The 24,400-nt window shown below is 68.6% G+C and carries 23 protein-coding genes and 2 riboswitches; of the genes, 13 read left to right on the top strand and 10 right to left on the bottom strand.

Annotated features, from left to right (window positions below; all coding sequences use genetic code 11):
* Positions 1–26 precede the first annotated feature (26 nt).
* The gene (locus tag FFF93_RS05220) at positions 27–1,415 is read left to right on the top strand and encodes a phenylacetate--CoA ligase family protein (RefSeq protein WP_186372239.1); all 1,389 of its coding nucleotides are present in this window, start codon (positions 27–29) and stop codon (positions 1,413–1,415) included.
* Between the two features lie 12 nt (positions 1,416–1,427).
* Here FFF93_RS05220 and FFF93_RS05225 read toward each other — a convergent pair whose 3' ends face one another.
* Entirely contained in the window at positions 1,428–2,084 is a 657-nt protein-coding gene (locus FFF93_RS05225) for a histidine phosphatase family protein (RefSeq protein ID WP_138770525.1), read from the bottom strand.
* Positions 2,085–2,164: 80 nt separating this feature from the next.
* Between FFF93_RS05225 and FFF93_RS05230 the strand changes: the two genes are divergently transcribed.
* Positions 2,165–2,956 (top strand): CPBP family intramembrane glutamic endopeptidase, encoded by a 792-nt coding sequence (locus FFF93_RS05230; protein WP_138769861.1) that lies wholly within the window; start codon positions 2,165–2,167, stop codon positions 2,954–2,956.
* A 156-nt stretch (positions 2,957–3,112) separates the two neighbouring features.
* A complete protein-coding gene (locus tag FFF93_RS05235) occupies positions 3,113–4,126 on the top strand; it encodes an isopenicillin N synthase family oxygenase (RefSeq protein WP_138769860.1) in 1,014 nt (337 codons plus the stop codon).
* A 131-nt stretch (positions 4,127–4,257) separates the two neighbouring features.
* On the opposite strand, the gene FFF93_RS05240 is transcribed toward FFF93_RS05235, so the two are convergent.
* On the bottom strand, positions 4,258–4,896 hold the full coding sequence (locus tag FFF93_RS05240; RefSeq protein ID WP_138769859.1) for a VOC family protein: 639 nt from the start codon (positions 4,894–4,896) through the stop codon (positions 4,258–4,260).
* A gap of 224 nt (positions 4,897–5,120) precedes the next feature.
* Positions 5,121–5,236: riboswitch (SAM riboswitch) on the top strand.
* Between the two features lie 62 nt (positions 5,237–5,298).
* Between FFF93_RS05240 and FFF93_RS05245 the strand changes: the two genes are divergently transcribed.
* From FFF93_RS05245 to FFF93_RS16910, 4 genes are all read left to right on the top strand, one after another.
* The gene (locus FFF93_RS05245; protein ID WP_138769858.1) at positions 5,299–6,615 is read left to right on the top strand and encodes a bifunctional o-acetylhomoserine/o-acetylserine sulfhydrylase; all 1,317 of its coding nucleotides are present in this window, start codon (positions 5,299–5,301) and stop codon (positions 6,613–6,615) included.
* 182 nt (positions 6,616–6,797) lie between these two features.
* A riboswitch (SAM riboswitch) is annotated at positions 6,798–6,913 on the top strand.
* A gap of 11 nt (positions 6,914–6,924) precedes the next feature.
* Positions 6,925–8,061 carry a homoserine O-acetyltransferase gene (locus FFF93_RS05250; protein ID WP_138769857.1) on the top strand — a complete coding sequence of 379 codons (1,137 nt, stop codon included), beginning with the start codon at positions 6,925–6,927 and terminating at the stop codon, positions 8,059–8,061.
* Between the two features lie 172 nt (positions 8,062–8,233).
* Positions 8,234–9,616: an MFS transporter gene (locus FFF93_RS05255; RefSeq protein ID WP_138769856.1), complete on the top strand. Its 1,383-nt coding sequence runs from the start codon at positions 8,234–8,236 to the stop codon at positions 9,614–9,616.
* 243 nt (positions 9,617–9,859) lie between these two features.
* Positions 9,860–10,561, top strand: a complete 702-nt coding sequence (locus tag FFF93_RS16910) for a hypothetical protein (protein WP_186372240.1) — start codon at positions 9,860–9,862, stop codon at positions 10,559–10,561.
* A 45-nt stretch (positions 10,562–10,606) separates the two neighbouring features.
* Here FFF93_RS16910 and FFF93_RS05265 read toward each other — a convergent pair whose 3' ends face one another.
* A complete protein-coding gene (locus tag FFF93_RS05265) occupies positions 10,607–11,506 on the bottom strand; it encodes a LysR family transcriptional regulator (RefSeq protein WP_138770524.1) in 900 nt (299 codons plus the stop codon).
* A 152-nt stretch (positions 11,507–11,658) separates the two neighbouring features.
* On the opposite strand from FFF93_RS05265, the gene mmsB reads away from it, so the two are divergent.
* Positions 11,659–12,561 carry a 3-hydroxyisobutyrate dehydrogenase gene (mmsB, locus tag FFF93_RS05270; RefSeq protein WP_138769855.1) on the top strand — a complete coding sequence of 301 codons (903 nt, stop codon included), beginning with the start codon at positions 11,659–11,661 and terminating at the stop codon, positions 12,559–12,561.
* A 43-nt stretch (positions 12,562–12,604) separates the two neighbouring features.
* Positions 12,605–14,089, top strand: coding sequence for a CoA-acylating methylmalonate-semialdehyde dehydrogenase (locus FFF93_RS05275; RefSeq protein ID WP_138769854.1), 1,485 nt, complete (start codon positions 12,605–12,607; stop codon positions 14,087–14,089).
* A gap of 12 nt (positions 14,090–14,101) precedes the next feature.
* Here the strand turns inward: FFF93_RS05275 and FFF93_RS05280 are convergent, their stop codons facing one another.
* Positions 14,102–14,593 (bottom strand): hypothetical protein, encoded by a 492-nt coding sequence (locus FFF93_RS05280; protein WP_261375308.1) that lies wholly within the window; start codon positions 14,591–14,593, stop codon positions 14,102–14,104.
* 77 nt (positions 14,594–14,670) lie between these two features.
* Complete coding sequence (locus FFF93_RS05285; RefSeq protein ID WP_395858421.1) at positions 14,671–15,567, bottom strand: SGNH/GDSL hydrolase family protein; 897 nt, start codon at positions 15,565–15,567, stop codon at positions 14,671–14,673.
* 70 nt (positions 15,568–15,637) lie between these two features.
* Between FFF93_RS05285 and FFF93_RS05290 the strand changes: the two genes are divergently transcribed.
* On the top strand, positions 15,638–16,300 hold the full coding sequence (locus FFF93_RS05290) for an alpha/beta hydrolase (RefSeq protein WP_138769853.1): 663 nt from the start codon (positions 15,638–15,640) through the stop codon (positions 16,298–16,300).
* 35 nt (positions 16,301–16,335) lie between these two features.
* Here the strand turns inward: FFF93_RS05290 and FFF93_RS05295 are convergent, their stop codons facing one another.
* Positions 16,336–16,578, bottom strand: coding sequence for an RNA-binding S4 domain-containing protein (locus tag FFF93_RS05295; RefSeq protein ID WP_138769852.1), 243 nt, complete (start codon positions 16,576–16,578; stop codon positions 16,336–16,338).
* A 33-nt stretch (positions 16,579–16,611) separates the two neighbouring features.
* On the opposite strand from FFF93_RS05295, the gene FFF93_RS05300 reads away from it, so the two are divergent.
* The 3 genes from FFF93_RS05300 (at position 16,612) to FFF93_RS05310 (ending at position 20,116) form a co-directional block, all read left to right on the top strand.
* The gene (locus tag FFF93_RS05300; RefSeq protein WP_138769851.1) at positions 16,612–17,601 is read left to right on the top strand and encodes a DMT family transporter; all 990 of its coding nucleotides are present in this window, start codon (positions 16,612–16,614) and stop codon (positions 17,599–17,601) included.
* Positions 17,602–17,720: 119 nt separating this feature from the next.
* The gene (locus tag FFF93_RS05305; RefSeq protein ID WP_138769850.1) at positions 17,721–19,106 is read left to right on the top strand and encodes a glycine--tRNA ligase; all 1,386 of its coding nucleotides are present in this window, start codon (positions 17,721–17,723) and stop codon (positions 19,104–19,106) included.
* Between the two features lie 2 nt (positions 19,107–19,108).
* Complete coding sequence (locus FFF93_RS05310) at positions 19,109–20,116, top strand: GNAT family N-acetyltransferase (RefSeq protein ID WP_138769849.1); 1,008 nt, start codon at positions 19,109–19,111, stop codon at positions 20,114–20,116.
* A gap of 84 nt (positions 20,117–20,200) precedes the next feature.
* Here the strand turns inward: FFF93_RS05310 and FFF93_RS05315 are convergent, their stop codons facing one another.
* From FFF93_RS05315 to FFF93_RS05330, 4 genes are all read right to left on the bottom strand, one after another.
* Entirely contained in the window at positions 20,201–21,649 is a 1,449-nt protein-coding gene (locus FFF93_RS05315; protein ID WP_261375309.1) for a short-chain fatty acid transporter, read from the bottom strand.
* A gap of 73 nt (positions 21,650–21,722) precedes the next feature.
* Entirely contained in the window at positions 21,723–22,559 is an 837-nt protein-coding gene (locus FFF93_RS05320) for a 1-acyl-sn-glycerol-3-phosphate acyltransferase (protein ID WP_138769847.1), read from the bottom strand.
* Between the two features lie 15 nt (positions 22,560–22,574).
* Positions 22,575–23,384, bottom strand: a complete 810-nt coding sequence (locus FFF93_RS05325) for a DUF1295 domain-containing protein (protein WP_138769846.1) — start codon at positions 23,382–23,384, stop codon at positions 22,575–22,577.
* Complete coding sequence (locus tag FFF93_RS05330; protein WP_395858422.1) at positions 23,384–24,136, bottom strand: alpha/beta hydrolase; 753 nt, start codon at positions 24,134–24,136, stop codon at positions 23,384–23,386. The genes FFF93_RS05325 and FFF93_RS05330 overlap by 1 nt, the downstream gene beginning before the upstream one ends.
* Between the last annotated feature and the right edge of the window lie 264 nt (positions 24,137–24,400).

Below are 24,400 nucleotides of genomic sequence, written 5' to 3' on the forward strand. Positions count from 1 at the left end.
CGCACCGGAGACCAGGGAGGAACGCCATGGCCGGCTTTGCCAGGGAACTCGCCATCATGATCGATCTGGTGCGGGCCAAGCACGGCGGGGCGCAGGCCTTGGCCTGGCGCCGGGACGCCCGGCTGGCCGCCCTCGTGGCCCACGCCCGCGCCTGCTCGCCGTTCTACCGGGCGCTCTACCGCGGCCTCCCGGCCGAGGACGTGCCGCTCCGGGACCTGCCGCCGGTCACGAAGCCGCAGCTGATGGCGCACTTTGACGACTGGGTCACCGATCCGGCCATCACCCGCGCGGACCTCGAGGCCTTCGTCGCCGACCCTTCCCTGGTCGGCACCCGCTACCGGGGCCGCTATTTCGCCTGCACCAGCTCCGGAACCACGGGCCACCCCGGATTGTTCGTGCATGACCAGGCCGCGGTCAGCTGCTACCGGGCCCAGGGCGTACGGATCGTCGGGACCGTGCTCGATGCCCGCCGGCTGCTCGCGATGCTGCGGCGGGGAATCCGCGCCGCCGTCGTGGTGGGCACGGGCGGGCACTTCGCCGGCGTCGTCTGGCTCGAGTCCGAACGGCGCCGCAGCCGGGGCCGCCGCCGCGCCTACCGCCTGTTCTCCGTGCAGCAACCGCTGGACCGGCTGGTGCAGGCGCTCAACGCCTTCGACCCGGCCCTTGTGGTGGGCTACCCCAGCGCCCTCGAACTGCTGGCCGAGGAACAGGACGAGGGCCGGCTGCACATCCGTCCGGTGATCGTGGAGTCCAGCGGCGAATCCGTCGGGGACCGGGAGCGCCTGGCCGCGGCGCTGGGCGGCGCGGTGCACAACGTCTACGCCGCCTCCGAGTTCACCCCGATCGCCCTGGACTGTCCCCGCGGCTGGCTGCACGTCAACAGCGACTGGGTCATCCTCGAGCCGGTCGAGGCGGACTACCGTCCAACGCCCGCCGGGCAACCGTCGCACACGGTGCTGCTGACCAACCTCGCCAACCGGGTCCAGCCGCTGATCCGCTACGACCTCGGCGACTCCGTCGTCGCCAAGCCCGGCCCCTGCGAATGCGGCAACCCGCTGCCCGCCATCCGGGTGGCCGGCCGGCACGACGACGTTCTCCACCTGGACAACGGCCACGGCGCCACCGTGAGCGTGCTGCCGCTGGCCATCACCGCCCCCGTCGACGATGCGCCGGGGGTCCACCGCTGCCAGCTGGTCCAGACCGGCCCAGCGACACTGCGGGTCCGACTCCAGCCGGAGCCCGGCGCCGCGGCGGACGAGGTGTGGCAGGACGTTGCGGCGAAGCTGGCCGGCTTCCTGGCCGGCCAGGGCCTGGCGAACGTGGAGCTGGTCCGTGCGGAGGAAGCCCCGGAACAGGGCGGCGCCAGCGGAAAGTTCCACCAGGTGATCGCCCTGAAAGAGCCGCCCGTCGCTTAGGCGGCCCTGGGTCTAGAAGACCATCGGCGGCGCATCCAGCACGGTCTCGTCCACCTCGCGCTGTTCCCACTGGCTGAACGGCTTGTCCAGCTCGTACTTGCCCTCGGCGGAGCGCAGCAGGGTGCGGATCTCGGCGTTGTCCGGGTTATTCAGGGACTCGAAGTACTCCACCGACCAGTGGAACCAGCGCATGCAGAACAGCCGCATGGTCAGGCCGTGGGTTACGAACAGGGCGTTCGGCGCGTAGTCCGGCTTGGACCAGTGGCGGTACAGGGTCTCCATGAACGAGGAAATCCGGTCGTAGACGTCGGAACCGGACTCGCCCTCGCGGAAGCGGTAGAAGAAGTGCCCGTAGGCGTTGCGGAGCTCCTTCTGGTCCTCGATGTCGCCGGCGATCTGGAAGTTCGCCCAGTCCTGTTCGCGCAGCCGCGGCTCCTCGATCACGCGCTCGGTGAGCGGGCCCAGCTTCAGCGCCTCGAGGGTCTGGTAGGCACGCAGGTAGGGGGAGACATAGACGCAGACCTGCTGGCCGTCCAGCTGGCGCCGCAGCTGCTCGCCGGCGGCCGCGGCCTGCTCAACGCCGAGCGGGGTCAACGGGATGCGGTAGTCGGGCACCCGGTTGTAGATGGAAGTGTCGGCATTGGCTGCGGACTGGCCATGCCGGACCATGAAGATTCTCCCGGGCGCGCTCACAGCCCCAGCATAGGCACGTGCAGCCAACTTCCGGGAACGGCAGGCAAGATAGAAGCATGTTGGTTCCCTCCCGCCGTCGGCTGCGGCTTGAAGTCTGGATTGTCCTGGGGCTGTCCCTCGGACAGTCGGCGGTGTACTCGGTGGTTCAGCTGCTGGACAAGATGACCAGGGCCCCGCTGGCCCAGGGGACCTCGACGCTGAACCGCTCGCAGAGCAGCCGCGAGTACTTTGACCTGACCTACCAGCTGCTGGACATCATTTTCGCCCTGGTCCCCGTGGTGCTGGTGATCTACTTCCTCACCGAACACCGGCCCGCCGGCCCGGCCGGCGGCGCTTTGAGGGGCAGCACCGGCACCTCGGCGTTCCGGAAACTGGGCTTCAACTTCGCCCGGCCCGGCAAGGACCTGCTCCAGGGCCTGGGCCTGGCCGCGCTGATCGGGATCCCGTCGCTGGGCCTCTACGCGGCCGGCCGGGCGCTGGGGATCACGACGGCGATCATCCCCAGCGCGCTGGACTCCTACTGGTGGACGGTGCCGGTCCTCATCCTGTCCGCGATCCGGCACGGGATCGTGGAGGAAGTGATTGTGGTGGGCTACCTGCTGGACCGGCTGGGCAAGTTCGGCTGGGGCATGCCGCTGGCCATCTTCGCCAGTTCCATGCTGCGCGGGAGCTACCACCTGTACCAGGGCTTCGGACCCTTCATCGGCAACGCCATCATGGGCGTCATCTTCGCGCTTATCTACACCAGGACGCGCCGGGTGATGCCCCTGGTGATCGCACATGCGCTGCTGGACATCGTCGCGTTCGTCGGCTTCAGCCTGTTCGGCAAGGCGATCGGCCTGGGCTAGCGCCGCACGCGTTGGTCCAAAACAGGCCCCGCCCGGGGTGCTGCAAGCCGAAGGACTTATTTCGACACGGGACTCTCCCAACCGCGGCCGGGTCCGTAACATTGGAGCTATTACAAGCCTCGGCTTGCCAAACCCGCTGCGAAGGACTATGCGACGTTGACGCTCGAATCATTGCCCGTGTTGGATTTCTCCCGCCTGAGCGCAGGCCCTGAAGAGGCCTCCCGGTTCCGGGCCGAGTTGCGCGACGCCATGCGGGAGGTCGGCTTCATCTACCTGGCTGGCCACGGCATCCCGCAGGAGCTCACCGACGCCATGCTTGACGTCTCCCGCCGCTTCTTCGAACTGCCCGAAGACCAGAAGCTCGCGATCGAGAACGTCCATAGCCCGCAGTTCCGCGGCTACACCCGCGTAGGCGGCGAAATTACGGACGGCGCGGTGGACTGGCGCGAACAGATCGACATCGGCGTCGAGCGCGCCGCCGTGGAGCCCGGACCCGGCGTCGCCGACTACTGGCGGCTGGAGGGGCCTAACCTCTGGCCGGAGGCGCTGCCCGAGATGCGGGGAATCGTCTCCGAGTGGACTGAGCGGCTCAGCGCCATCTCCCTGGACCTGCTGCGGGCCCTCGCCGTGTCCCTCGGGGCGCCCGAGGACACCTTCGATGCCGCGTTCGCCGCGCGGGCCTTCCCGCTGCTCAAGATCGTGCGGTATCCGGGGGAGTCCGATCCGGAACCCAAGCAGGGCGTCGGATCCCACCGTGACGGCGGGGTCCTGACCCTTCTCCTGGTCGAGCCCGGCAAGGGCGGACTCCAGGTCGAGTACCAGGGGAAATGGATCGACGCGCCCCAGGTACCCGGGACCTTCGTGGTCAACATCGGCGAAATGCTTGAGTTGGCCACCGACGGCTATCTGAAGGCGACCCTGCACCGGGTGATCTCCCCCCTGCGCGGCACGGACCGGATTTCCCTTCCGTTCTTCTACAACCCGGCGCTGGATGCGACCATGCCCCGGCTCGCAGTGAGCCCGGAGTTCCAGGCCAAGGCCCGCGGGCTGTCGGTCGACCCGAGCAACAGCCCGATCCTGGAGACCTACGGGGACAACGCCCTGCGCTACCGGCTGCGCGCCCACCCCAACGTCGTCGAAGCCCACCACCCGGACCTGCTCGGGGGCTGACGGCGGCCGCCCTGACCCAGGGGCCCGGCTGCCGTCTTAGCCATGGGCGGCTTAACGAAATTCGGCCGCCAGCGGTGGGTGGCATCATTGGCACCCGCTGCTGGCGGCCGAAGTTTTTCGGACCGGAAACGTCAGATGGTGACGGCTCCGGAATCGGTTTCGAAGGTGACGGACAGGATTCCCGGCGTCCCGTGCGGGGCCAGCCAGTTCACGTCCACATCCTCCAGCGGCTTCTCCACCGGTTCGCCCAGCCACTCGGTGACGCGCTCGGCCGAGCCGGCGATGGTGAGCGCGGACATCTTGACGTTGCTCGCGTAGGCGTTGGACGGGTGCAGGGCCGGGTCGCCCTCCCACTTGAGCATGTAGGGGACCTGCGGGTCCGCGATCAGGCCCAGGATCCCGATCTGCTTCCAGACCAGTTCGCGGCCGTCCGGGAACTTGCGGTTGCCGTTGACGGCGGACCGGCCCAGGCGCTCCTCGAAGGGAGCCAGGTCGTCCACCTCGACGCACCAGCCCATCCAGCCGCCGCCGGCAGCCGAGCGGGCACGCACGGCCTGGCCAAACGGCGCCTTGTCCGAGGCGGGGTGGTCTAGGACCTCCACAACCTCCAGGTACTTGTGCCCGGCGAGCGGGATGATCATGTTGCGGGTCCCGAATCGGGGGTGTACTCCGCCCTTGACGGCTTCGACGCCGAGGGCAGACGCAATACGTTCGGTGGTGGCCGCGAGGCCATCTTGTTCACAGGCGTAAGAGACGTGATCCATGCGCATGCCCTCATCTTGGCACTTTGTGATGGAGCTCTCAGCTTAGGCTCTCCTAACCATCATAGGATGTCCAGGTTGCCTGTCGGCCGTGCGGCAAATCCGCCCGGAAACGCGGCGGTTTCCCGGGGTCGGCCGCCTGCCCGCGAACGCCCTGCGGCGGGCCGGGGGGACAAATTCATATTCGTCACAAAGCTATCCAGCCGCCGGGGCGCCTTCCTAGACTGAAGCCAGGTCATGAGCGCCAGCATCAAGCCCCGGCTTGCTGGCCGGCAACCCTCCTTGCGCGGTGGGGTGCCCCGGGTGAAGACCTGGCCCTCCGGCAACCGCCGGAAGGCAAGCGCGGCGCCAGAGCCGGTCCGGCCCCAGGAGGCCAGGGCGGCCTGTGCCCAGTCACACAGGAGCTCTCCAATGTCCAACGCCTGGTCCTTTGAAACCCGTCAGATCCACGCCGGCCAGCAGCCGGACTCCGCCACCGGCGCCCGGTCGCTGCCGATCTACCAGACGACGTCGTTCGTCTTCCCCAGCGCCGAAAGCGCCGCCAACCGGTTCGCGCTCGCCGAACTCGCCCCCATCTACACCCGGATCGGCAACCCCACCCAGGACGCGGTGGAGCAGCGGGTGGCGAGCCTCGAGGGCGGCCTCGGGGCCCTCCTGCTGAGCTCCGGCCAGGCCGCCGAGACCTTCGCGATCCTGAACATCGCCGAGGCCGGAGACCACGTCGTCGCCAGCCCCAGCCTGTACGGCGGCACCTACAACCTGCTGGCCCACACGCTGAAGAAGTTCGGCATCTCCGTGACGTTCGTGGAAGACCCGGACAACCTGCAGCAGTGGCGCGACGCCGTGCAGCCGAACACCAAACTCTTCTTCGGCGAGGTGGTCTCCAACCCCCGCCAGGACGTGCTGGATATCGAGGGCGTCGCGGACGTGGCGCACCGGGCCGGGGTGCCACTGATCGTGGACAACACCCTCTCCACCCCGTACCTGATCCGGCCGATCGAGTGGGGCGCCGACATCGTGGTCCACTCGGCCACCAAGTACCTGGGCGGCCACGGCGCCGCGATCGCCGGCGTGATTGTGGATTCCGGCAACTTCGACTTCGGCAAGGACCCGGAGCGCTTCCCCGGCTTCAACACCCCGGATCCCACCTACAACGGCCTGGTCTATGCCCGAGACCTCGGGGCGGACGGAGCGCTGGGGGCAAACCTGTCCTTCATCCTCAAAGCCCGGGTCCAGCTGCTGCGCGACCTCGGCTCCGCCGTCTCCCCGTTCAACGCCTTCCTCATCGCCCAGGGCATCGAGACGCTGAGCCTGCGGGTGGAGCGGCACGTCGCCAACGCCGTCAAGGTTGCCGAATGGCTGGAAGCCAGGGACGACGTCGAATCCGTTGCCTACGCTGGGCTGCCGTCCAGCCCGTGGTACGAGCGCGGCCGCAAGTACGGTCCGAAGGGGACCGGCGCCGTCGTTTCCTTCAACCTCGCCGGGGGAGCGGAGGCCGGCAAGCGCTTCGTCGACGCCCTCGAACTGCACTCGCACGTGGCGAACATCGGTGACGTGCGCTCGCTGGTGATCCACCCGGCGTCGACCACCCACAGCCAGCTCTCGCCGGAACAGCAGGCGGTGGCCGGCGTCAATCCCGGACTGGTGCGGCTGTCGGTGGGACTTGAACACATCGACGACATCATCGCCGACCTCGACGCCGGCTTCCGGGCGGCCAAGGACGCCTGAGGTCGCACGGCGCCGAATTTCCCCACCTTTGCGGGCACGACGGCGGGACGCACCGACATTTAGGGGCGACCCGCCGGACACGGCCTTCAAACGTGGGGAAACTGCGGTGAGTAAGGATGCGGCTGTCACACGGCCGTCACAATCTTCGCCATTGCGCCGCCGGGTTTCGTAGAATCGACGCAGGTCATGAGTGCCAGTGACAGCCCCGGCTTGCTGGCCGGCAACCCTCCTTCCGCGGCGGGGTGCCCCGGGTGAAGACCTGGCCTGCCGGTCAGCTGGCGGCGGGCAAGCGCGAGGTTAGGTCCACACATGACGATTGCCGTCTCCCGCACGGGAGTACCCGAAAACAAGTCCTCCACCGTCCCCGACGGGACGGTACAGTACCTGCCGATCGGTTCACTGGCGCTGGAATCCGGCGCCACCCTGCCGGAGGTCACCCTCGCCTACGAGACCTGGGGCACCCTCAACGCGGACGCCTCCAACGCCGTGCTGATCGAACACGCCCTCACGGGAGACACCCACGTCACCCGGGGCGCCGGCGAGGAGCCCGGGTGGTGGGAGCAACTGGCCGGACCGGGCGCTCCGGTGGACACGGACAGGTATTTCGTCGTCTCCATCAACATCCTCGGCGGCTGCTACGGCTCCACCGGCCCCTCGACGCCCGGCCCGGACGGCCGGCCCTGGGGCTCGCGCTTCCCGCTGGTGACCCTCCGGGACAGCACCGCCGCAGAAGCCCGTCTCGCCGATGCCCTGGGGATCGGGAGCTGGTACGCCGTGCTCGGCGGCTCCCTTGGCGGAGCGCGCGCCCTGGAATGGGCAGTCAGCTACCCGGACCGGGTCCGGCGCTGCGCCGTCATCTCCGTGGGTGCCAGCAGCACCGCGGAGCAGATCGCCTTCGCCCAGGCCCAGACGCTCGCCATCCGCCAGGACCCAAACTTCAAGGGCGGCGACTACTACGGCGGCCCGGAGCCGGACGCCGGTCTGGCCCTGGCCCGCCGGATCGCGCACATCACCTACCGCTCCGCCGCCGAGCTGGACGGCCGCTTCGGACGGAACGCGCAGGCGGCCGAGGCCCCGCTGGAAGCAGGGTCGCTGGCCGGACGGGGCCGCTACCAGGTGGAGAGCTACCTGGACCATCAGGGCAATAAACTGGTCCGCCGCTTCGATGCCAACAGCTACATCGCGATCACCGAGGCGCTGATGAGCCACGACGTCACCCGCGGCCGCGGCAGCCTTGAGCAGGCCGTTTCGCGGGCAACGGCGGAGTTTTTCGTCGCGGCCGTGGACTCGGACCGGCTGTACTTCCCCGCCCAGTCCCATGCACTCGCCGACGCCCTGCCGGGGGAGGTCCCGGTGCACGTCATCGAGGCCCCGATCGGCCACGACGGTTTCCTCACCGAAATCGGCCAGCTCAGCGAGCAACTCCGGGGCAACTTCTTCGCCTAGCCGCGACCGCGCTTTGTGCATTTTTGCAGACACGCTCTGCGCGATTAGTCGTTGAGCCTGCGCCGCGGGACGTCCATACTCGTGGAGAATGACGCCGTGTGTCCCAACTCACACACGCGTTGTCAACCTTAATGGTCCACAGGGTGTCGAAGGCGACACCGAAGGAGTTCTCATGAGCACGGAAAACGCCGCCGCAAGGCGCGCAGACGAGACCGACGTCAAGGCGTCCGGTCTTAAGAAGGTAGTGGCGGCCTCCATGGCCGGCACCGTGGTGGAATGGTACGAATTCTTCCTCTACGCTTCCGCCGCCACCCTGGTCTTCGGGAAGGCCTTCTTCCCCAATTCGCAGACCGAGCTTGACGGCATCCTCGCGGCGTTCCTCACCTACGCGGTGGGCTTCGTGGCCCGCCCGATCGGCGGCATCGTCTTCGGCCACTTCGGCGACAAGTTCGGCCGCAAGCAGCTGCTGCAGCTCAGCATCATCCTGGTTGGCGTCTCCACCTTCCTGATGGGCTGCCTCCCGACCTTCGCGCAGATCGGCTACTGGGCTCCGGCCCTCCTGGTCTTCCTGCGCTTCGCCCAGGGCTTCGCCGTCGGCGGTGAATGGGGCGGCGCCGTCCTGCTCGTCGCCGAGCACAGCCCCAGCAAGTCCCGCGGTTTCTGGGCCAGCTGGCCGCAGTCCGCAGTTCCGCTGGGCAACCTCTTCGCCACCGCCGTGCTGTTCATCCTCTCCTCGGTGCTGTCCTCCGCGGACTTCCTGGGCTGGGGCTGGCGCGTCGCCTTCTGGCTGTCCGCCGTGATCGTCCTGATCGGCTACTACATCCGCACCAAGGTCAGCGACGCCCCGATCTTCCTTGAGGCGCGCAAGGAAGTCGAGGCGGGCCACAAGGGTTACGGCGTCGCCGAGGTCTTCCGCCGCTACCCCCGCGGCGTCTTCACTGCCATGGGCCTGCGCTTCGCGGAGAACATCCTGTACTACCTCGTAGTCACCTTCTCGATCACCTACCTGAAGACCGTGGTCCACGCCGACACCGCCAAGATCCTGCTCCTGCTGCTCGTGGCGCACGCTATCCACTTCGCCGTGGTTCCGGTGGTCGGCCGTCTCTCGGACCGGTTCGGCCGCAAGCCCGTCTACATGGCCGGCGCCGTCCTGGGTGCCACCTGGGGCTTCTTCGCCTTCCCGATGATGGACACCGGAAACGACTTCATCATCCTGGCTTCGGTCATCATCGGCCTGCTGTTCCACGCCCTGATGTACGCCGGACAGCCGGCCATCATGGCCGAGATGTTCCCGACTCGGATGCGCTACTCCGGCGTCTCCCTCGGCTACCAGGTGACCTCGATCGTGGCCGGTTCGCTGGCGCCGATCATCGCCGTTGCGCTGCTGGGCCAGTACAAGTCCTCCGTTCCGGTGGCCATCTACCTGCTGATCGCCTGCGCCATCACGGCCGTCGCCGTGTTCTTCCTCAAGGAAACCCGCGGCATCTCGCTCCACGACGTCGACGCCGCCGACGCCCAGGGCACTGCCGACCTCCTTGCCGCAAGCAAGCGCTAACCGGCAGGCAGTCGCACAACCCTGAAACAGGCAGCCCCCGTCCCCGCAGTGCGGGGACGGGGGCTGCTGTCGTGGTGCCTGCCGGCGCGTCTCATTTCTGGGCCGATATTCAGCTTCTCCCCAGCGTCGGCTTCTAGAGTGGAACCACACTTTGGGCCGGGCAGGCCGACCCGGTCACTAAATTCCAGCGGAAGGGACCAGGTAGCAATGCCGACAACTCCATCATTGAAGACTCGTCTAGGTGTGGGAGCAGCAGCGGTTCTGGCCGCTGGCGCCATGGCCGCCGTGGGCGTCGCCGCCGCCTCTGCATCCCCCTCTTCCCCCTCCCCGGCGGCGACCTCGACGGCGGCCCCGCCTGCCGGAGCCAAGACAGGCGCTCATGCAGGTGTGCGCTGGCTCGGGGTTTTCCTGCAGCTCAAGGCGGACAGTCCGCAGGCAGTCGGGGACCGGGCCGCGAAGGCAGCGGCAGCCTTGGTGAACCACCCGAAGCTTTTCGCCAAACTCCCGCCGGCGCTGCAGACCGACGTGAAGGCGCTCAAGGATGCCGCTCCGGCTGAACGCGTGCAGGATGCCTACAAGATCAAGACCACGGCCCTGTCAGGCGGCTACGGCGTTGAGGTCCAGAAGCGCGCCGAGCAGCTGGTGAAGACCGCGACCGAGGCCGCCGGTCTGCGCCAGGAACTGCGGACGGTCTTCACCTCGGCCAACCCGGGGGCAGGGCTGCAGAAGATCGCTGACCAAGTCATCAGCCACCCGAAGCTGTTCGCCAAGCTTCCGGCCAACCTGCAGGCAGACCTGAAGGCCCTCAAGGGGGCTGCGCCGGCCGATCTGGACACCCAGGCCAACAAGATCAAGGAGACCGCGCTGGACGGCGGATACGGCGCCCGGATCCAGAAAGCTGCCCAAGCCCTCGGGAAGAAGGCCGCGGCCGCGCCGGCTGCCTGACGACATCAACCGGGCTGGACGCAGCCGCTCTGAGCAGCGCCCGGCTCAGCCGGCCAGCACGTCCTGGCGTTCGGCGATCTCGGTCCGGACGGCAGCCAGCACGGCCTGCACCGGGGCCGAACGCAGCGACTCCGCCCTGGCCGCCGCCCAGATGGGCAGCTGCCGCTGGAAGTCGTCCGGCAGGACCGGCACGAACCCCGGCTTCCCAACAACCAGGAAGTTGGGCAGCAGGCCGATCCCCGCTGCGCGCCGGACGGCCTCAAGCTGGGCGAAGATACTCGTGGCCTGGAAACTGGAGCGCGGCATCGGCAGCTGGGTGGAGCGGTGGCCCAGTTCCGCGACCTGCAGCGCCGACTCGACGTACGAGACAAAGCCGTGCCGCCCGACGTCGTCGAGCGTTTCCGGAAGGCCGTGCTCGCGCGCGTACTGTGGGCTCGCGTAGAGCCGGAGGAAGTAGTTGGACAGGAAAATGGTCTGCGCATTACTGACGTCGAGGTTGCCGACCACCACCTCCAAATCCACCCCTGACCGGTTCTGGCTGACCTTGCGGGTGGCGCTGAGCATTTCCACGTTCAGGTGCGGGTGTTCCTGCTGCAGCCGGACCAGGGCAGGGGCGACGAATTCCGCGCCGAAGCCGTCCGGCGTGCTGATCCGAACCAGGCCGGAGAGCACGTCCTCCGACCGGGCGATCCGGCCGGACAACGCGCCCAGCGTCCCCTCGATGGCCTCCGCCGCCGCCACCGCCTCGGACCCCAGCTCGGTGAGCTCCCAGCCGTGCGGGCTGCGCTCGAGCGTCCGGCCGCCGAGCTGCTTGTCCAGGGCGAGAATCCTCCGGGAGATGGTGGTGTGCGTGGTGCCCAACGTCTCCGCGACGGCGTTGAACCTGCCCAGCCGGGCCACGGTCAGCAGGATCAGCAGGTCGTCCGGACTGGGGAGCCGCTTCAAGTCCACGATGACTCCTTGGGCCGACGGTATGTGCATCCATGCACATACCGTCTGTAGTTTTTTACCTTGATTGCACTGTATCAGGGTGTGATGCTGGACACGGAACCCGGTAGTTTTCGCCGGACACAATGCAAAGCAAAGGAGCTTATGCCATGGCAGTTGTCGCCTGGATCGGACTGGGAAACATGGGCGGGTACATGTCGGTGAACCTCGCCAAAGCCGGAAACGAGGTTCGCGGCTTCGACCTGAACCCCGAGGCCGTGGCGGCCGCCGAAGCCGGGGGAGTCAAGCCCGCCGGCAGCATCGCCGAGGCGGTTGAGGGCGCCGACGTCGTCTTCACCATGCTCCCCAAGGGCGAGCACGCCCGCGCCGTCTACCTCGGCGAGGACGGCGTGCTGGCCCACGCGGACACCAGGACCCTGCTGGTGGACTCCTCCACGATCGACATCGCCTCCGCCCAGGCCCTGCACGACGCCGCAGCCGAGGCCGGCTTCCGCTTTGTCGACGCGCCCGTCTCCGGCGGCATGAGCGGCGCCAAGGCCGCCACGCTGACCTTCATGATCGGCGGCGAGGCCGGCGCCGTCGCCGACGCCACCGAATTCATCCGCCCGATGGCCGCCAACATCATCCCCACCGGCGGAGCCACCACCGGCCAGGCCGCCAAGATCTGCAACAACCTGATGCTGTTCATCAACCTGGCCTCCACGGCCGAGGGCGCGGTGCTCGCCGACCGCCTGGGCCTGGACAAGCAGGTCTTCTGGGACATCGCTTCCGTCTCCTCCGGCGACAGCTGGGCGCTGCGCACCTGGTACCCGGTGGCCGGCGTCGTGCCCACTGCGGCCTCTAACAACGACTTCGCGCCGACCTTCACGGCCGAGCTCGCCAACAAGGACATCGGCCTGGCCATCAGCGCCGCCAAGGACACCGGCACCCCGCTCGAAATCGGCGAGCACGTCCAGCAGCTCTTCCAGCGGCTTATCGACGGCGGCCAGTCCGGCACGGACTGCTCCGCGATCGTCAAGCTCGTCGACGGCTCGTTCGAGTCCGCCAAGTAGCCCCATCTTTTTAGCCCCAACTTTTTTGAGAGAGATTCTGCCCATGGAACGCATTCCGCACTTCATCAACGGCGCCCTCGTCTCCGACGCCGAGCGCTACGGCCCCGTCTTCAACCCGGCCACCGGCGAGCAGGAAAAAGAGGTGGCCCTCGCCTCCGCCGCCCGCGTCGAGGAGGCCATCGCCGCCGCCCGCGCCGCCCTCCCCGGCTGGCGGGCCACCAGCCTGGCCAAGCGCACCAGCATCTTCTTCAAGGTCCGCGAACTGCTGATGCAGCGCCGGCCCGAACTGGCGGCCCTGCTGACCAGCGAACACGGCAAGGTCCTCTCCGACGCGGAGGGCGAGATCACCCGCGGCCTGGAAAACATCGAATTCGCCACCGGCCTGTCCCACGCGCTCAAGGGCGAACGGTCCGAGCAGGTCTCCGGCGGCGTCGACGTCCACTCCGTCCGCCAGCCGGTCGGCGTCGTCGCCTGCATCACGCCGTTCAACTTCCCGGCCATGGTGCCGCTGTGGATGATCGGCAGCGCCCTGGCGTGCGGCAACACCGTGCTGCTCAAGCCGAGCGAGAAGGATCCGTCCTCCGCGGTCTTCATCGCCCAGGTCTTCGCCGAGGCCGGCCTGCCCGCGGGTGTGCTCAACGTGGTGCACGGGGACAAGGAAGCCGTCGACGTGCTGCTGGAGCACCCCGACGTCAAGGCCGTCAGCTTCGTCGGCTCGACGCCGATCGCCCAGTCGATCTACAAGCGCGCCGCGGACCACGGCAAGCGGGTCCAGGCGCTCGGCGGGGCCAAGAACCACATGGTTGTGCTGCCGGACGCGGACCTGGACATGGCCGCCGACGCAGCCGTCTCCGCCGCATACGGCTCCGCGGGGGAGCGCTGCATGGCCGTCAGCGTCCTGGTCGCCGTCGGGAACATCGCGGACGAACTCGTGGACGCGATCAAGACCCGGATGGCCACCCTCAAGATCGGCCCCGGCACCGACCCGGCCTCCCAGATGGGGCCGCTGATCACCGCCGAGCACCGCGACAAGGTCGCCTCCTACGTGGCGGGCGCCGCGGACGAGGGCGCTTCCGTGGTGGTGGACGGCCGGGACCAGGAGTTCGACTCCAACGGCTTCTTCATCGGCGTCAGCCTGATCGACCACGTCAAGCCCGGCATGAAGGTCTACGACGACGAGATCTTCGGGCCAGTCCTCTCGGTGGTCCGGGTCGAAAGCTACGCCGACGCCGTCAAGCTCGTCAACGACAATGAATTCGGCAACGGCGTGGCAATCTTCACCCGCGACGGCGGCGCCGCCCGGCAGTTCGAGTTCGACGTCGAGGCTGGCATGGTGGGCGTCAACGTGCCGATCCCGGTGCCGGTGGGAACTTTCTCCTTCGGCGGCTGGAAGAACTCGCTGTTCGGAGACACCCACATGTACGGCCCGGAGAGCATCCGCTTCTATACCCGGGGCAAGGTGGTCACGACGCGCTGGCCGGACCCGTCCACCTCGGTGATCGACCTCGGTTTCCCGCAGGTCGACTAGGCTGCCGCCTGCCTAGCCCTTCATGATCTCCGCGCGCTGGGCCATGTAGTCCTCCATCGCGAGCTCGCCGTTGCTGTACTTCTGGTCCAGCTCGGCGAGCTTGCGCGCGCGGTAGCCCTGCGGGCCGGACGGAACCGGCGGCACCGGCGGAACGTCCGGTGCCGCGGCTGGCTGCGGTTGCCACTGCTGCGGCGAACCGGCCTGCGGCGGGTTCTTCAAGTAGTCCGGGCTGTCCTCGTACGGCACGGGATACTGCTGGTTGGCCGGCGGCTGCGGGGCGCCCAGCTGGCCGAACCCGCCATAGTAGTCCCGCTGGGTGAACCCGTCCCGCGGCTGGTTGCTCTGCTGCCCGGGACCCTGGCCCGGGAACATGCCCGGGAAACCCCCCGGCGTGCCCTGATAAGGATCCTGGCCCTGGCTCTTGTTCTGCACCGAGCGGCGGTAGTAGCGCATCGCGGCCGGAATCAGCAGGGACAGGATGATGATCCAGAAGAAAATACTCACGGTACCGGGCCTCTCAGAAGATGATCTTCCAGCTTAACGCGCACGCACCGCCAAGGGTGCCGGACCGGACCGCTTGCTCAGGAGCGCAGGGCGTCCTCGGCGCCGGGCAGGCCCTCGCCCGAGCCGGGAGGTCCCTCGCCCGAGCCCAGCGGCACCCCTGGACCGAACACCGGACCGGCCAGCGGGCGTTTGGCAGTGATGCCGTCGCCGGAGGAACGGTGCCGGAGCCGGCGGACCACCCACGGGACGAAGTGCTCGCGGGCCCAGATGAGGTCCCCGGTGCGGGCCTCCCGCCAGTTGCGCTGGGGCAGCGGCTTGGGGGCGAGGGGCTCGAGGGTGTGCTGCACATTCAGCGAATCCAGCACCATGGCCGCGATGGTGTGGTGGCCCAGCGGCGAGAAATGCAGCCGGTCCACGTCCCACATCTGCGGGTCGTTGAGCTGGCGCAGGGACCACATGTCGGCGATGATGGCGTCGTGCCGGGCCGCCACGGTGCGCAGGTTCTCGTTGTAGATCGCCACCTTGCTGCGGATCCGGCCCAGCACGGTGGAGCCGGTGTCGGGGCCGTTGAAGAGCACCACGGTGGCGCCGCCCAGGCTCAGGATCTGCACCACCGAGTCCAGCCGTTCGGCAAGGACATCGGGGTCGCCGCCGGGCCGGATCAGGTCATTCCCGCCGGCTGACAGGGTCACCAGGTCGGGCTTGAGGGAGAGGCAGTGCGCCAGTTGCTGGTCCACGATCTGCTGCAGGAGCCTGCCCCGGACCGCGAGGTTGGCGTAGGCGAAGTCGTCGCGGCCCCGGCTCAATTCCTCGGCCACCCGGTCCGCCCAGCCGCGGTGTCCGCCGGGGCTCGCCGGTTCCGGGTCGCCGATCCCCTCGGTGAAGGAGTCGCCCATCGCGACATAGCGGGTCCAGGGGTGGTTGACGGTGCGGTCCGGAAAATTCTCCATGGCTTCTGTTTCGCTCACCTTCATATCCTGCACTCTCCCCGCAAAGCTACGCCACCGTAGCTTGTTACCGGCTGGTAACTGCAAGAATGGAGCCATGACTGAAGCCGCTCGCTATCCCGCTGCGTTCCCCGACCCCGTCGTCCTCTGGTCCAGGCCCGAAGAGGCCCGAGCCGGCAAACCCCTGCTGGTGCTGCTGCACGGCTACGGGGCCAACGAACAGGATCTGCTGAGCCTGGCGGACATGCTGCCGGAGGAATTTGTGGTGGCCTCGGTGCGCGCACCTCTCGTCTCCGGACCGGGGTTCACCTGGTTCCCGCTGACGGCATCCATCGATTATTCGCTCGAGGCCGTCAAGCACGCCGCGGCGTATGTGCAGGACTGGATCGACTCCGTCCGGGCCAACCACCCCTCGGTCACCCTGCTGGGCTTCTCGATGGGCATGGCCATGGCCACCACCCTGTTGCGGCAGCGGCCGGACGGGTACGCCGCCGTCGTCGGGCTCTCAGGCTTTGCCGTCGACGCCGGCGGTGACCCGAGCTTCCGCGACGCGGAACTGGACGGCACCGTGCCGATGTTCTGGGGACGCGACCAGCAGGACCCCGTGATCACGCCGGACAAGATCGAGTTCACCATGGGCTGGGTGCGCAAGCACGTGAAGCTCACCAAGGTGCTCTACACCGGCATGTGGCACGGCATCAACCAGCAGGAGATCGGCCACGTCGGCGAGTTCCTCACCCACGAGGTGCTCGCCAAATAGGGCCGACGACGGCGGCGGCGCCCCGGCCGCCGTCGCTAGGCCCCGCCGCCGGCGGGCGTACTGATCCGCACGGTCTGGCCGTTCACGGTGACGGTGTCGCCGTGGTGAAGCTGGCGGCCGCGGCGGTCATCGATCTCGCCGTTGACCTTCACGAGCCCGTTGTTGATCAGTTCCGCAGCCTCCACCCCGTCCTCCACGAGGTTGGCCAGCTTCAGCAGCTGGCCCAGCCGGATCATGTCGTCGCGGATGGGGATGTCTTCGATTTCCGGGTTGCTCATACAAGCAATAATGCCTGACCAAAGGTGGCACCAATGACCCACGCACCGCGGCTCCCATTGCCCGTCGGACTGCTCCTGGCCGTTTCGGCCGGGCTACTCGTCCCCGTCCAGGGCCGGATCAACGGCGCCCTCGGAACAACCCTGGCCGACGGCCTCGCCGCCGCCGTGGTGAGCTTCAGCACCGGCCTGGCGCTGATGATCGCCATCTCGCTGCTCCTGCCCAAGGGGCGCGCCGGGCTGGCCGAGGTCCTGCCGGCTCTGCGCGAACGCCGCTTCCCGCGCTACTACGTGCTGGCCGGCGGCATCGGCGCGCTCTTTGTCTTTGCCCAGTCCTTCACCGTCGGGCTGCTCGGCGTCGCCCTGTTCACCGTCGCCGCGGTTACCGGCCAAACCCTCAGCGGACTGCTGGTGGACCGGATGGGCATCGGCCCTGCTGGCAAGCGGTCCATCACCGGCATCCGGGTCCTCGGCAGCGTGCTGACCGTCGCCGCCGTGGCGTGGGCCGTGTCGCCGCGCTTCGCGTCCGGCGGTGCAGGCGGCTCGGGCGGGTCCGACCCCATGGCGCTGGTGCTGCCTGTGCTGCTCCCGGTGCTCGCCGGATTCCTGATGAGTTTCCAGCAGGCGATGAACGGCACCGCCACGGTGCACTATCGCACCCCCATTACGGCCACCCTGGTCAACTTCGTCGCCGGCAGCATCGTGCTCTGGCTCGCCTGGCTGATCAAGCTGGCCCTGGCCGGACCAGGCCACGCGCTTCCGGCCGAATGGTGGTACTACCTGGGGGGCCCGATGGGCTGCGTGTTCATCGCCGTCGCCGCCTTCCTGGTCCGCAGCCTGGGCGTGCTGGTCACCGGGCTCGGCATGATCGCCGGGCAGCTGCTCGGATCCCTGGCCCTCGACCTGGCGCTGCCCGCACCGGGAACCGTCGTCGCGCTGCCCACCGTGTTGGGCACGCTGCTGACCCTGGCCGCCATCGTCCTGGCCAGCCTGCCCTGGTCCCGCGGGACCCTCAAGCGGCGGTAGCCCGGGTAGGCTAGGAGTTTGCATCACACCGTCCCCAACACCCCGCCCGGCAACCAGCCGGTGGCACGGGGCTGACAGCACGGACCGCACCCAGCGGCCCTGCAGAAACTGGAGTTCCCATGGCAGCAAAATCCGTACTCGACCAGATCATTTCCCTCGCCAAGCGACGGGGTTTCGTCTTCCAGGCCGGTGAAATCTACGGTGGCTCCCGTTCTGCCTGGGACTACGGTCCCCTCGGTGCCGAGCTGAAGGAAAACATCAAGCGCCAGTGGTGGCAGTCCGTGGTCCGCGGCCGCGAGGACGTCGTCGGCCTGGATTCCTCGGTGATCCTGCCGCGCCAGGTCTGGGAAGCGTCCGGCCACGTCGAGGTCTTCTCCGACCCGCTGGTGGAGTGCCTCTCCTGCCACAAGCGCTACCGCGCGGACCACCTCGAGGAGGAGTACGAGGAAAAGAAGGGCCGCCCCGCCGAGAACGGCCTCAAGGACATCGCCTGCGCCAACTGCGGCACCCGCGGTGAATGGACCGAGCCCCAGGAATTCTCCGGCCTGCTCAAGACCTATCTGGGTCCCGTCGCCAGCGAAGAGGGCCTGCACTACCTGCGCCCCGAAACCGCCCAGGGCATCTTCGTTAACTTCTCCAACGTGCTCACCACCTCGCGGAAGAAGCCGCCGTTCGGCATCGGCCAGATCGGCAAGTCCTTCCGCAACGAGATCACGCCGGGCAACTTCATCTTCCGCACCCGCGAGTTCGAGCAGATGGAGATGGAGTTCTTCGTCGAGCCCGGCACCGACGAGCAGTGGCACCAGTACTGGATGAAGGAGCGCATGGCCTGGTACACCGGCTTGGGCATCCGCGAGGAAAACCTGCGCTTCTTCGAGCACCCGCTGGAGAAGCTCAGCCACTACTCCAAGGGCACCACGGACATCGAGTACCGCTTCGGCTTCCACGGTTCGGAGTGGGGCGAGCTCGAGGGCATCGCCAACCGCACCGACTTTGACCTGTCCACGCACTCGAAGGCCTCCGGTGCGGACCTGAGCTACTTCAACCAGGCCACCAACGAGCGCTACACCCCGTATGTGATCGAACCCGCCGCCGGCCTCACCCGCTCCTTCATGGCGTTCATGATCGACGCCTACACCGAGGACGAGGCACCCAACGCCAAGGGCGGCGTCGACGTCCGCACCGTGCTCAAGCTCGATCCGCGGCTGGCCCCGGTCAAGGCTGCCGTGCTCCCGCTGAGCCGTAACGAGGACCTGTCGCCCAAGGCCAAGGACCTCGCCGCTCAGCTGCGCAAGAACTGGAACATCGAGTTCGACGACGCCGGCGCGATCGGCCGCCGCTACCGTCGCCAGGACGAGATCGGCACGCCGTTCTGCATCACGGTGGACTTCGACACGCTCGAGGACCAGGCCGTGACCATCCGCGAACGCGACACCATGAGCCAGGAACGCGTCGCCCTGGACAAGGTGGAGGGCTACCTGGCCGCACGGCTGATCGGCGCCTGATCATGGCGATCGCATACCGTGAATGGCGCGACGGCGACGACCTCGCGCTGCTGGAAATGTGGGGCGGCCCGGAGACCGAGCAGGCCCGGCAGTTCCGCGGCACCCTGGCCCCCTCGGGCAACGCCCCGTGGCGCCGCTGCATCGTGGCCGAGGACGTCGTGGACGGCGTCGCCATCCCCGTCGCGGCCGGTGTGGTCCATGAGGCCTCGCTGCACCCGGAGCGCCTCTGGGTGTACGTCGAAGTCTCCCGCGACCACCGCCGGTCCGGCATCGGCTCCACGCTGCTGGCCATGCTCCGGCACGAAGCCGAACAGTCGCCGTCGGGAGTGTCCCGGCTCCGGACCAAGGTGGAGCCGGGCACACCCGGCGCCGCCTTCGCCGAGGCCGCCGGACTCGCCCCGATCCAGCGTTCCCGCCTCGTCGTTGTGGAACCCGGTGCCCTGAAGCTGCCGGTTTTCGGCGACGGTTCGGAGGCTGCCGCCTCGGAGCAGGTGGAGGACCTGGCCACCGGTTCAGTGGAGCTCAGCGACGTCGTGGGCCGGTACTACACCGCCGTGCACGACTGGGACAGCCCCGGCGAACTCAGCATCGCCACCGTGCAGCGGCTCTTCCTGGACGACCTCAGCGGCGCCCACGGGGCCATTGTGTTGCGCGCGCCCAAAGCAAGCGCGTTCGGTGCGGGCGTGCCGGCGAGCAAGAAGGGCCGGTTGCAGGCGTTTGCGGTCAGCTACGCCCAGGGCGGCCCGGAAATGGGCGGCCCGGAAGATGGCCACGCCTCCAAGGCCGGCGAGCCGTCGGACGTGTTCCTCGGCCACGACCCGGAGCTGTCCGCCGAGGACGCGCGGGCCGCGGTGCGGGACCTGCTGGCGCTGATCGCGTACCAGTACCCGGTCCTGCTGGAACTGGACGATTCGATGACGGCGCTGCGCGCCGTCGTCGAGCCGCTGCTGGAGAGCGGCAAGGCCCGGCAAGTCGGCGCGGACACCCTGATCGTCTCCGACGCCGCTTAGCCCACCAACGCAAGTGACCCGCAAGTTGTTGTCGTTTTCATGCGTGATAACGACAACAACTTGCGGGTCAGTTGGTTTAAGCGGTTACTTGCCCGCGGGCATCACCGGCGGGACAAAATCGAACGTCATGCCGAGCAGCCAGACGAGCAGCAGCACCACCGGCAGGTGGAAGACGAACTGCAGGAAGGTGAATCCGACCAGGTCGCGGGCGCGCAGCTTCAGCACCGCGAGCAGCGGGAGCATAAAGAACGGGTTGACCAGGTTCGGCAGCGCCTCGGCGATGTTGTAGATCTGCACGGTCCAGCCGAGGTTCATCTGGACATCGGTGGCGGACTGCATCACGTACGGCGCCTCGACCAGCCACTTGCCGCCACCGGAGGGAACCAGCAAGCCCAGCACGGCCGTGTACAGCGCGATAACGACGGCGAAGCCACCGCCGCTGCCGATGCCCGAGAAGAACTCGGCCAGGTGCGCCGAGATGGTCATCCCTCCGTGCCCTGTGGCCTTGGTCAGGATCGCGGCCATCGCCGCGTAGAGCGGGAACTGCACGAGGATGCCGGCGGTCGCCGGGACGGCCTTCGTGACGGCCTGCAGGAAGTTCCGGGGGGTGCCGTGCAGCACCAGGCCCAGGATGAGGAACACCAGCAAGTAGCCGTTGAGGCTGCTCACCACGGTCAAGAACGGCTTGGTGAGGAACTGCGAAACCAGCCAGCCCAGGGTCAGGAGGCCGGCGAGGATCGGCAGGATCTTGCTGTATTCGAGCCACTCGCCCGGGCGCGACCGCGGCGCCGGCTCGCTGGGTTCGTCGTCGAGGTCGACGCCGAGGTCCTCAGCGGTGCGGATCGAGCCGCCCTGCGGTGCCGAGAAGTGTGCGATCACCGTGGTCAGCAGCATCAGGATGGCCAGGGTCAGCAACGACTGCCAGGTGAAGATGGTGGTCCCGAAGTCCAGGATGCCGGTGATCTTCAGCAGGGCAGGCGGCAGCGAGGCCGCCGTCGCCTGCAGCTGCGCGGCGGAGGAGGACAGGCCAAGCGCCCAGACGGCGCCCAGTCCCATAAACGCGGCCGCGCCCAGGGCGCGGTAGTCCACGGTGAGGTCCTTGCGGCGGGCGATGGCCCGGGCCAGCAGGCCGCCGAAGATCAGGCTGAGGCCCCAGTTGAGGAAGGACACCGACATGGACATCAGCGCCACGAAGCTCACGGCCGTGCGGGCGGTCGCGGGAACGACGGCCAGCCGGCCGATCAGGCGGGCCACGGGCGGCGAGGTGGCCACAACGTAGCCCGTGAGCACCACCATGGCCATCTGCAGGGTGAAGGCGGTCAGGTCCCAGAAGCCGTTGCCAAAGGAATCGGCGATCGACTGCGGCGACGCGCCAATGGCCAGCGCCGCGAGGGCGATGATGATGACGCCGGCGAGGGCGAAGATGTAGGCGTCCGGGAACCACTTCTCGGTCCACGCCGCCATTCGCTGGGCTATCCGGGCGAGGCCGCGTTCTTCGCCGACGCCGCTTTTAGTCAGGACTGTGTTTGCCACAGAGGGGTACCTCTCCATTGAGTGCGTTTTTCTACCCGATGGAGTTTAGCCACGACGGCGGCGGGGGTCGTGCTTATCGGCGCCTGCCGCGTGCGCGCCGCGGCCCCTCGGCTTCGTCCAGCCGTTGCCGCTCCTGCTCGGTTGGTGCCCCGCCGCCAAGAGCGGCCGGCATCCACCAGGCGCCCGGCGCAGGTTTCAGCGGGAAGTCCGCGATGCCGGCGTCGATCCCCGCCTGGAGGGCTCTCCGCAAGGCCTCGGTGGCCGCCGGGACGTCCAGCCCGGGGTCCGGGCTGAAGGGTTCGCCCACGTGAACGCGCACCGGTGCCCGCCAGGCCCGACGCGGGGAGAAGCCGTGGTGCCGGGTCATGATCCGGTGCGCGCCCCATACGGAGACCGGGATGATGGGGACACCCGCCTCGGCGGCCATCCGCACGGCGCCGGTTTTGCATTCCCGGACCTCGAAGCTGCGGCTCACCCCGGCCTCGGGCAGGATCGCGATGTACTCGCCGTCACGGAGCTTCTGCACGGCAGCGTCATAGGCATGGGCGCCGGTGTCATAGCCGACGACGACGTGGCCGGCGGCGCTGACGGCGGGACCTGCGAACCAGTGGTCGGCCGCGCCCTGGGTGATCAGGAAGCGCATCTGGGCACGGTTGTGACACCACAGCAGCAGCTCCGCGAACGCGAAATCAAGGTAGCCGAAGTGGGTGATCGCCACGACGGCGCCGGCACCCGCGGCGGCGCGCCGCGAAGATTGCGCGGCCCCGTCGCGGGTATTCTCCGGCAGCGCGGCGGGGAGGTGCTCCCGTCCGGTGACGATGACGCGGATCCGGAACAGCCAGCGGAGCGCCTGACCGGTCCTGACGATGACGCGGTAGAAGCGGTCGCTGGGCGCCGGCCGCCAGCTCATGCGCAACCGCGCATCTCAGCGCCCCGCCGGCCGGCGGGGCGGCCAGGGAAGGAAACCGGAGGTGGATTCGACGTATTCCTTGTATCCGGGCCTAGCCGACATGGCCTTCTCCGTCAGCGGCTTGCCGGTTTTGCCCGCCAGCGTCCAGATCATCAGGGCGGGGGAGAGGATGGTCAGCACGCCCGGCCAGGAGTCGGCCGCGACCAGGAACAGACCGGCCCACACGGCGGCATCGCCGAAGTAGTTCGGGTGCCGGGTGTAGCGCCAGAGCCCGGTGTTCAGGACGGTGCCGCGTTTGGCAGGGTCCGCTTTGAACCGGGCCAGCTGCCAGTCGCCGACGGTTTCGAAGACGAAGCCGACGAGCCACAGCAGCACCCCGAGCAGCGCCAGCCAGCCCAGGGGGCCGGTGCTGAACATGCCGACCTGGATGGTGAGCGAGACGAAGAACATCACGATGCCCTGCGGCAGGTACACGCGGCGGAGCGCGTAGGTGTTGCGCGAGCCGGGCGCCGAGGAGAGCATGTCCACGTAGCGCGGATCCTCATGGCCGCCGTGGGCCCGGAGGCCGATATGGACGGCCAGCCGGATGCCCCAGACCGCAACGAGGGCGAGCAGCAGCAGGCGGCGGCCGGCGTCGCCGTGGCCGGCGGACAGGGCCCAGGAGACCGCGGCCGCCACCACGAAGCCCAGGCCCCACACGGTGTCGATGACGGAGTGGCGTTGCTGCCGCACGGCCACGGCGAACGTCCCCGCCAGCAGCGCCACGAGTCCCACGGCGACCCAGGGCAGGCTGGCGAGGAAGGCGTCCAACGGGAAGCCGGCCATTACAGCACCACCGGGAGGGCTGCCGCGGCGGGCAGGACCTGCCGGAGTGTGTCCGTGCCGCGCAGTTCGGTGCCGGCGCTGCCGGCGAAGGCGTCCAGGATGAAGCCATTGGCCAGCGTGTTCCAGAGCCGCACCCGGCGGAACATAAAGTGTCCGGCGCCGGTGAGCGAGACGTAGTCCACCGAGGCCGCGACGCCCTCGGCGCGGCGGGCGTAGGCAAGGGAATTCTTCGGGCTGGTCCAGCGGTCCTCGCTGCCGTGCACAATCAGGATCCGGCGTCCGGCGACCCGGTCCACCGGGGTGGAGCCGTCCAGCCACGGGGCCAGCGCGACGATGGCCTCCACCTGCGGGTGGTCCGCGACGCAGAGAGCCGTGAGGCCGCCCATCGAGTGGCCCAGCAGGTAGATGGGGACTTCGGGGTGCTCGAGGCTGATCTGGGACAGTGCCCAGCGTGCGTCCTGGACGGGGGACATCTCCGGCCCGTTCCAGCCCCGGTAGCGGTTGCGGAGGGTCCAGACGGCCAGGCCGTGCGGGCCGCCCTGGTTGCGGAGCGACTGGGCGAAGGGCAGCATCCGGGCCGGGCTGAGATGCCGGGCGCGCACCGCCTCGAAGCTGTCCGAGCGTCCGCCGTGCAGCACCAGGGCCACCCCGCGGGTCTTCCCGGCGGCATCGGCGATGCTCAATTCGGCCCGGGCCGCGGGCCCGGCTCCGGCCATCCCGTGCTCCCGGTCGTCGGTCTTGCGTCTGGCCACGGCTGGTGTCCTCCAAAACATCGTCTTGTCCCTGCAATTACCAACAATAAGTTGCCCGCCGGCGTTCCCGGCAGATTCTGCCGCCGGGTTGCTGCCCGTGCTGACTGCGCGCATACCCACACGGCATTCGCTGCCGTGCGGCCGGCGGATGGGTGACCGGGTGGCGCGCGCGGATGGGTGCGCGGCCGGCGGGCGCGGCTGGCGGGCGCGGAGGCGTCCGCGCGCGCCGGCCCGCCCGGACACCGTAAAGTCTTCGGCATGAGG

It is taken from the genome of Arthrobacter sp. KBS0702 (assembly GCF_005937985.2).
GTDB lineage: Bacteria > Actinomycetota > Actinomycetes > Actinomycetales > Micrococcaceae > Arthrobacter.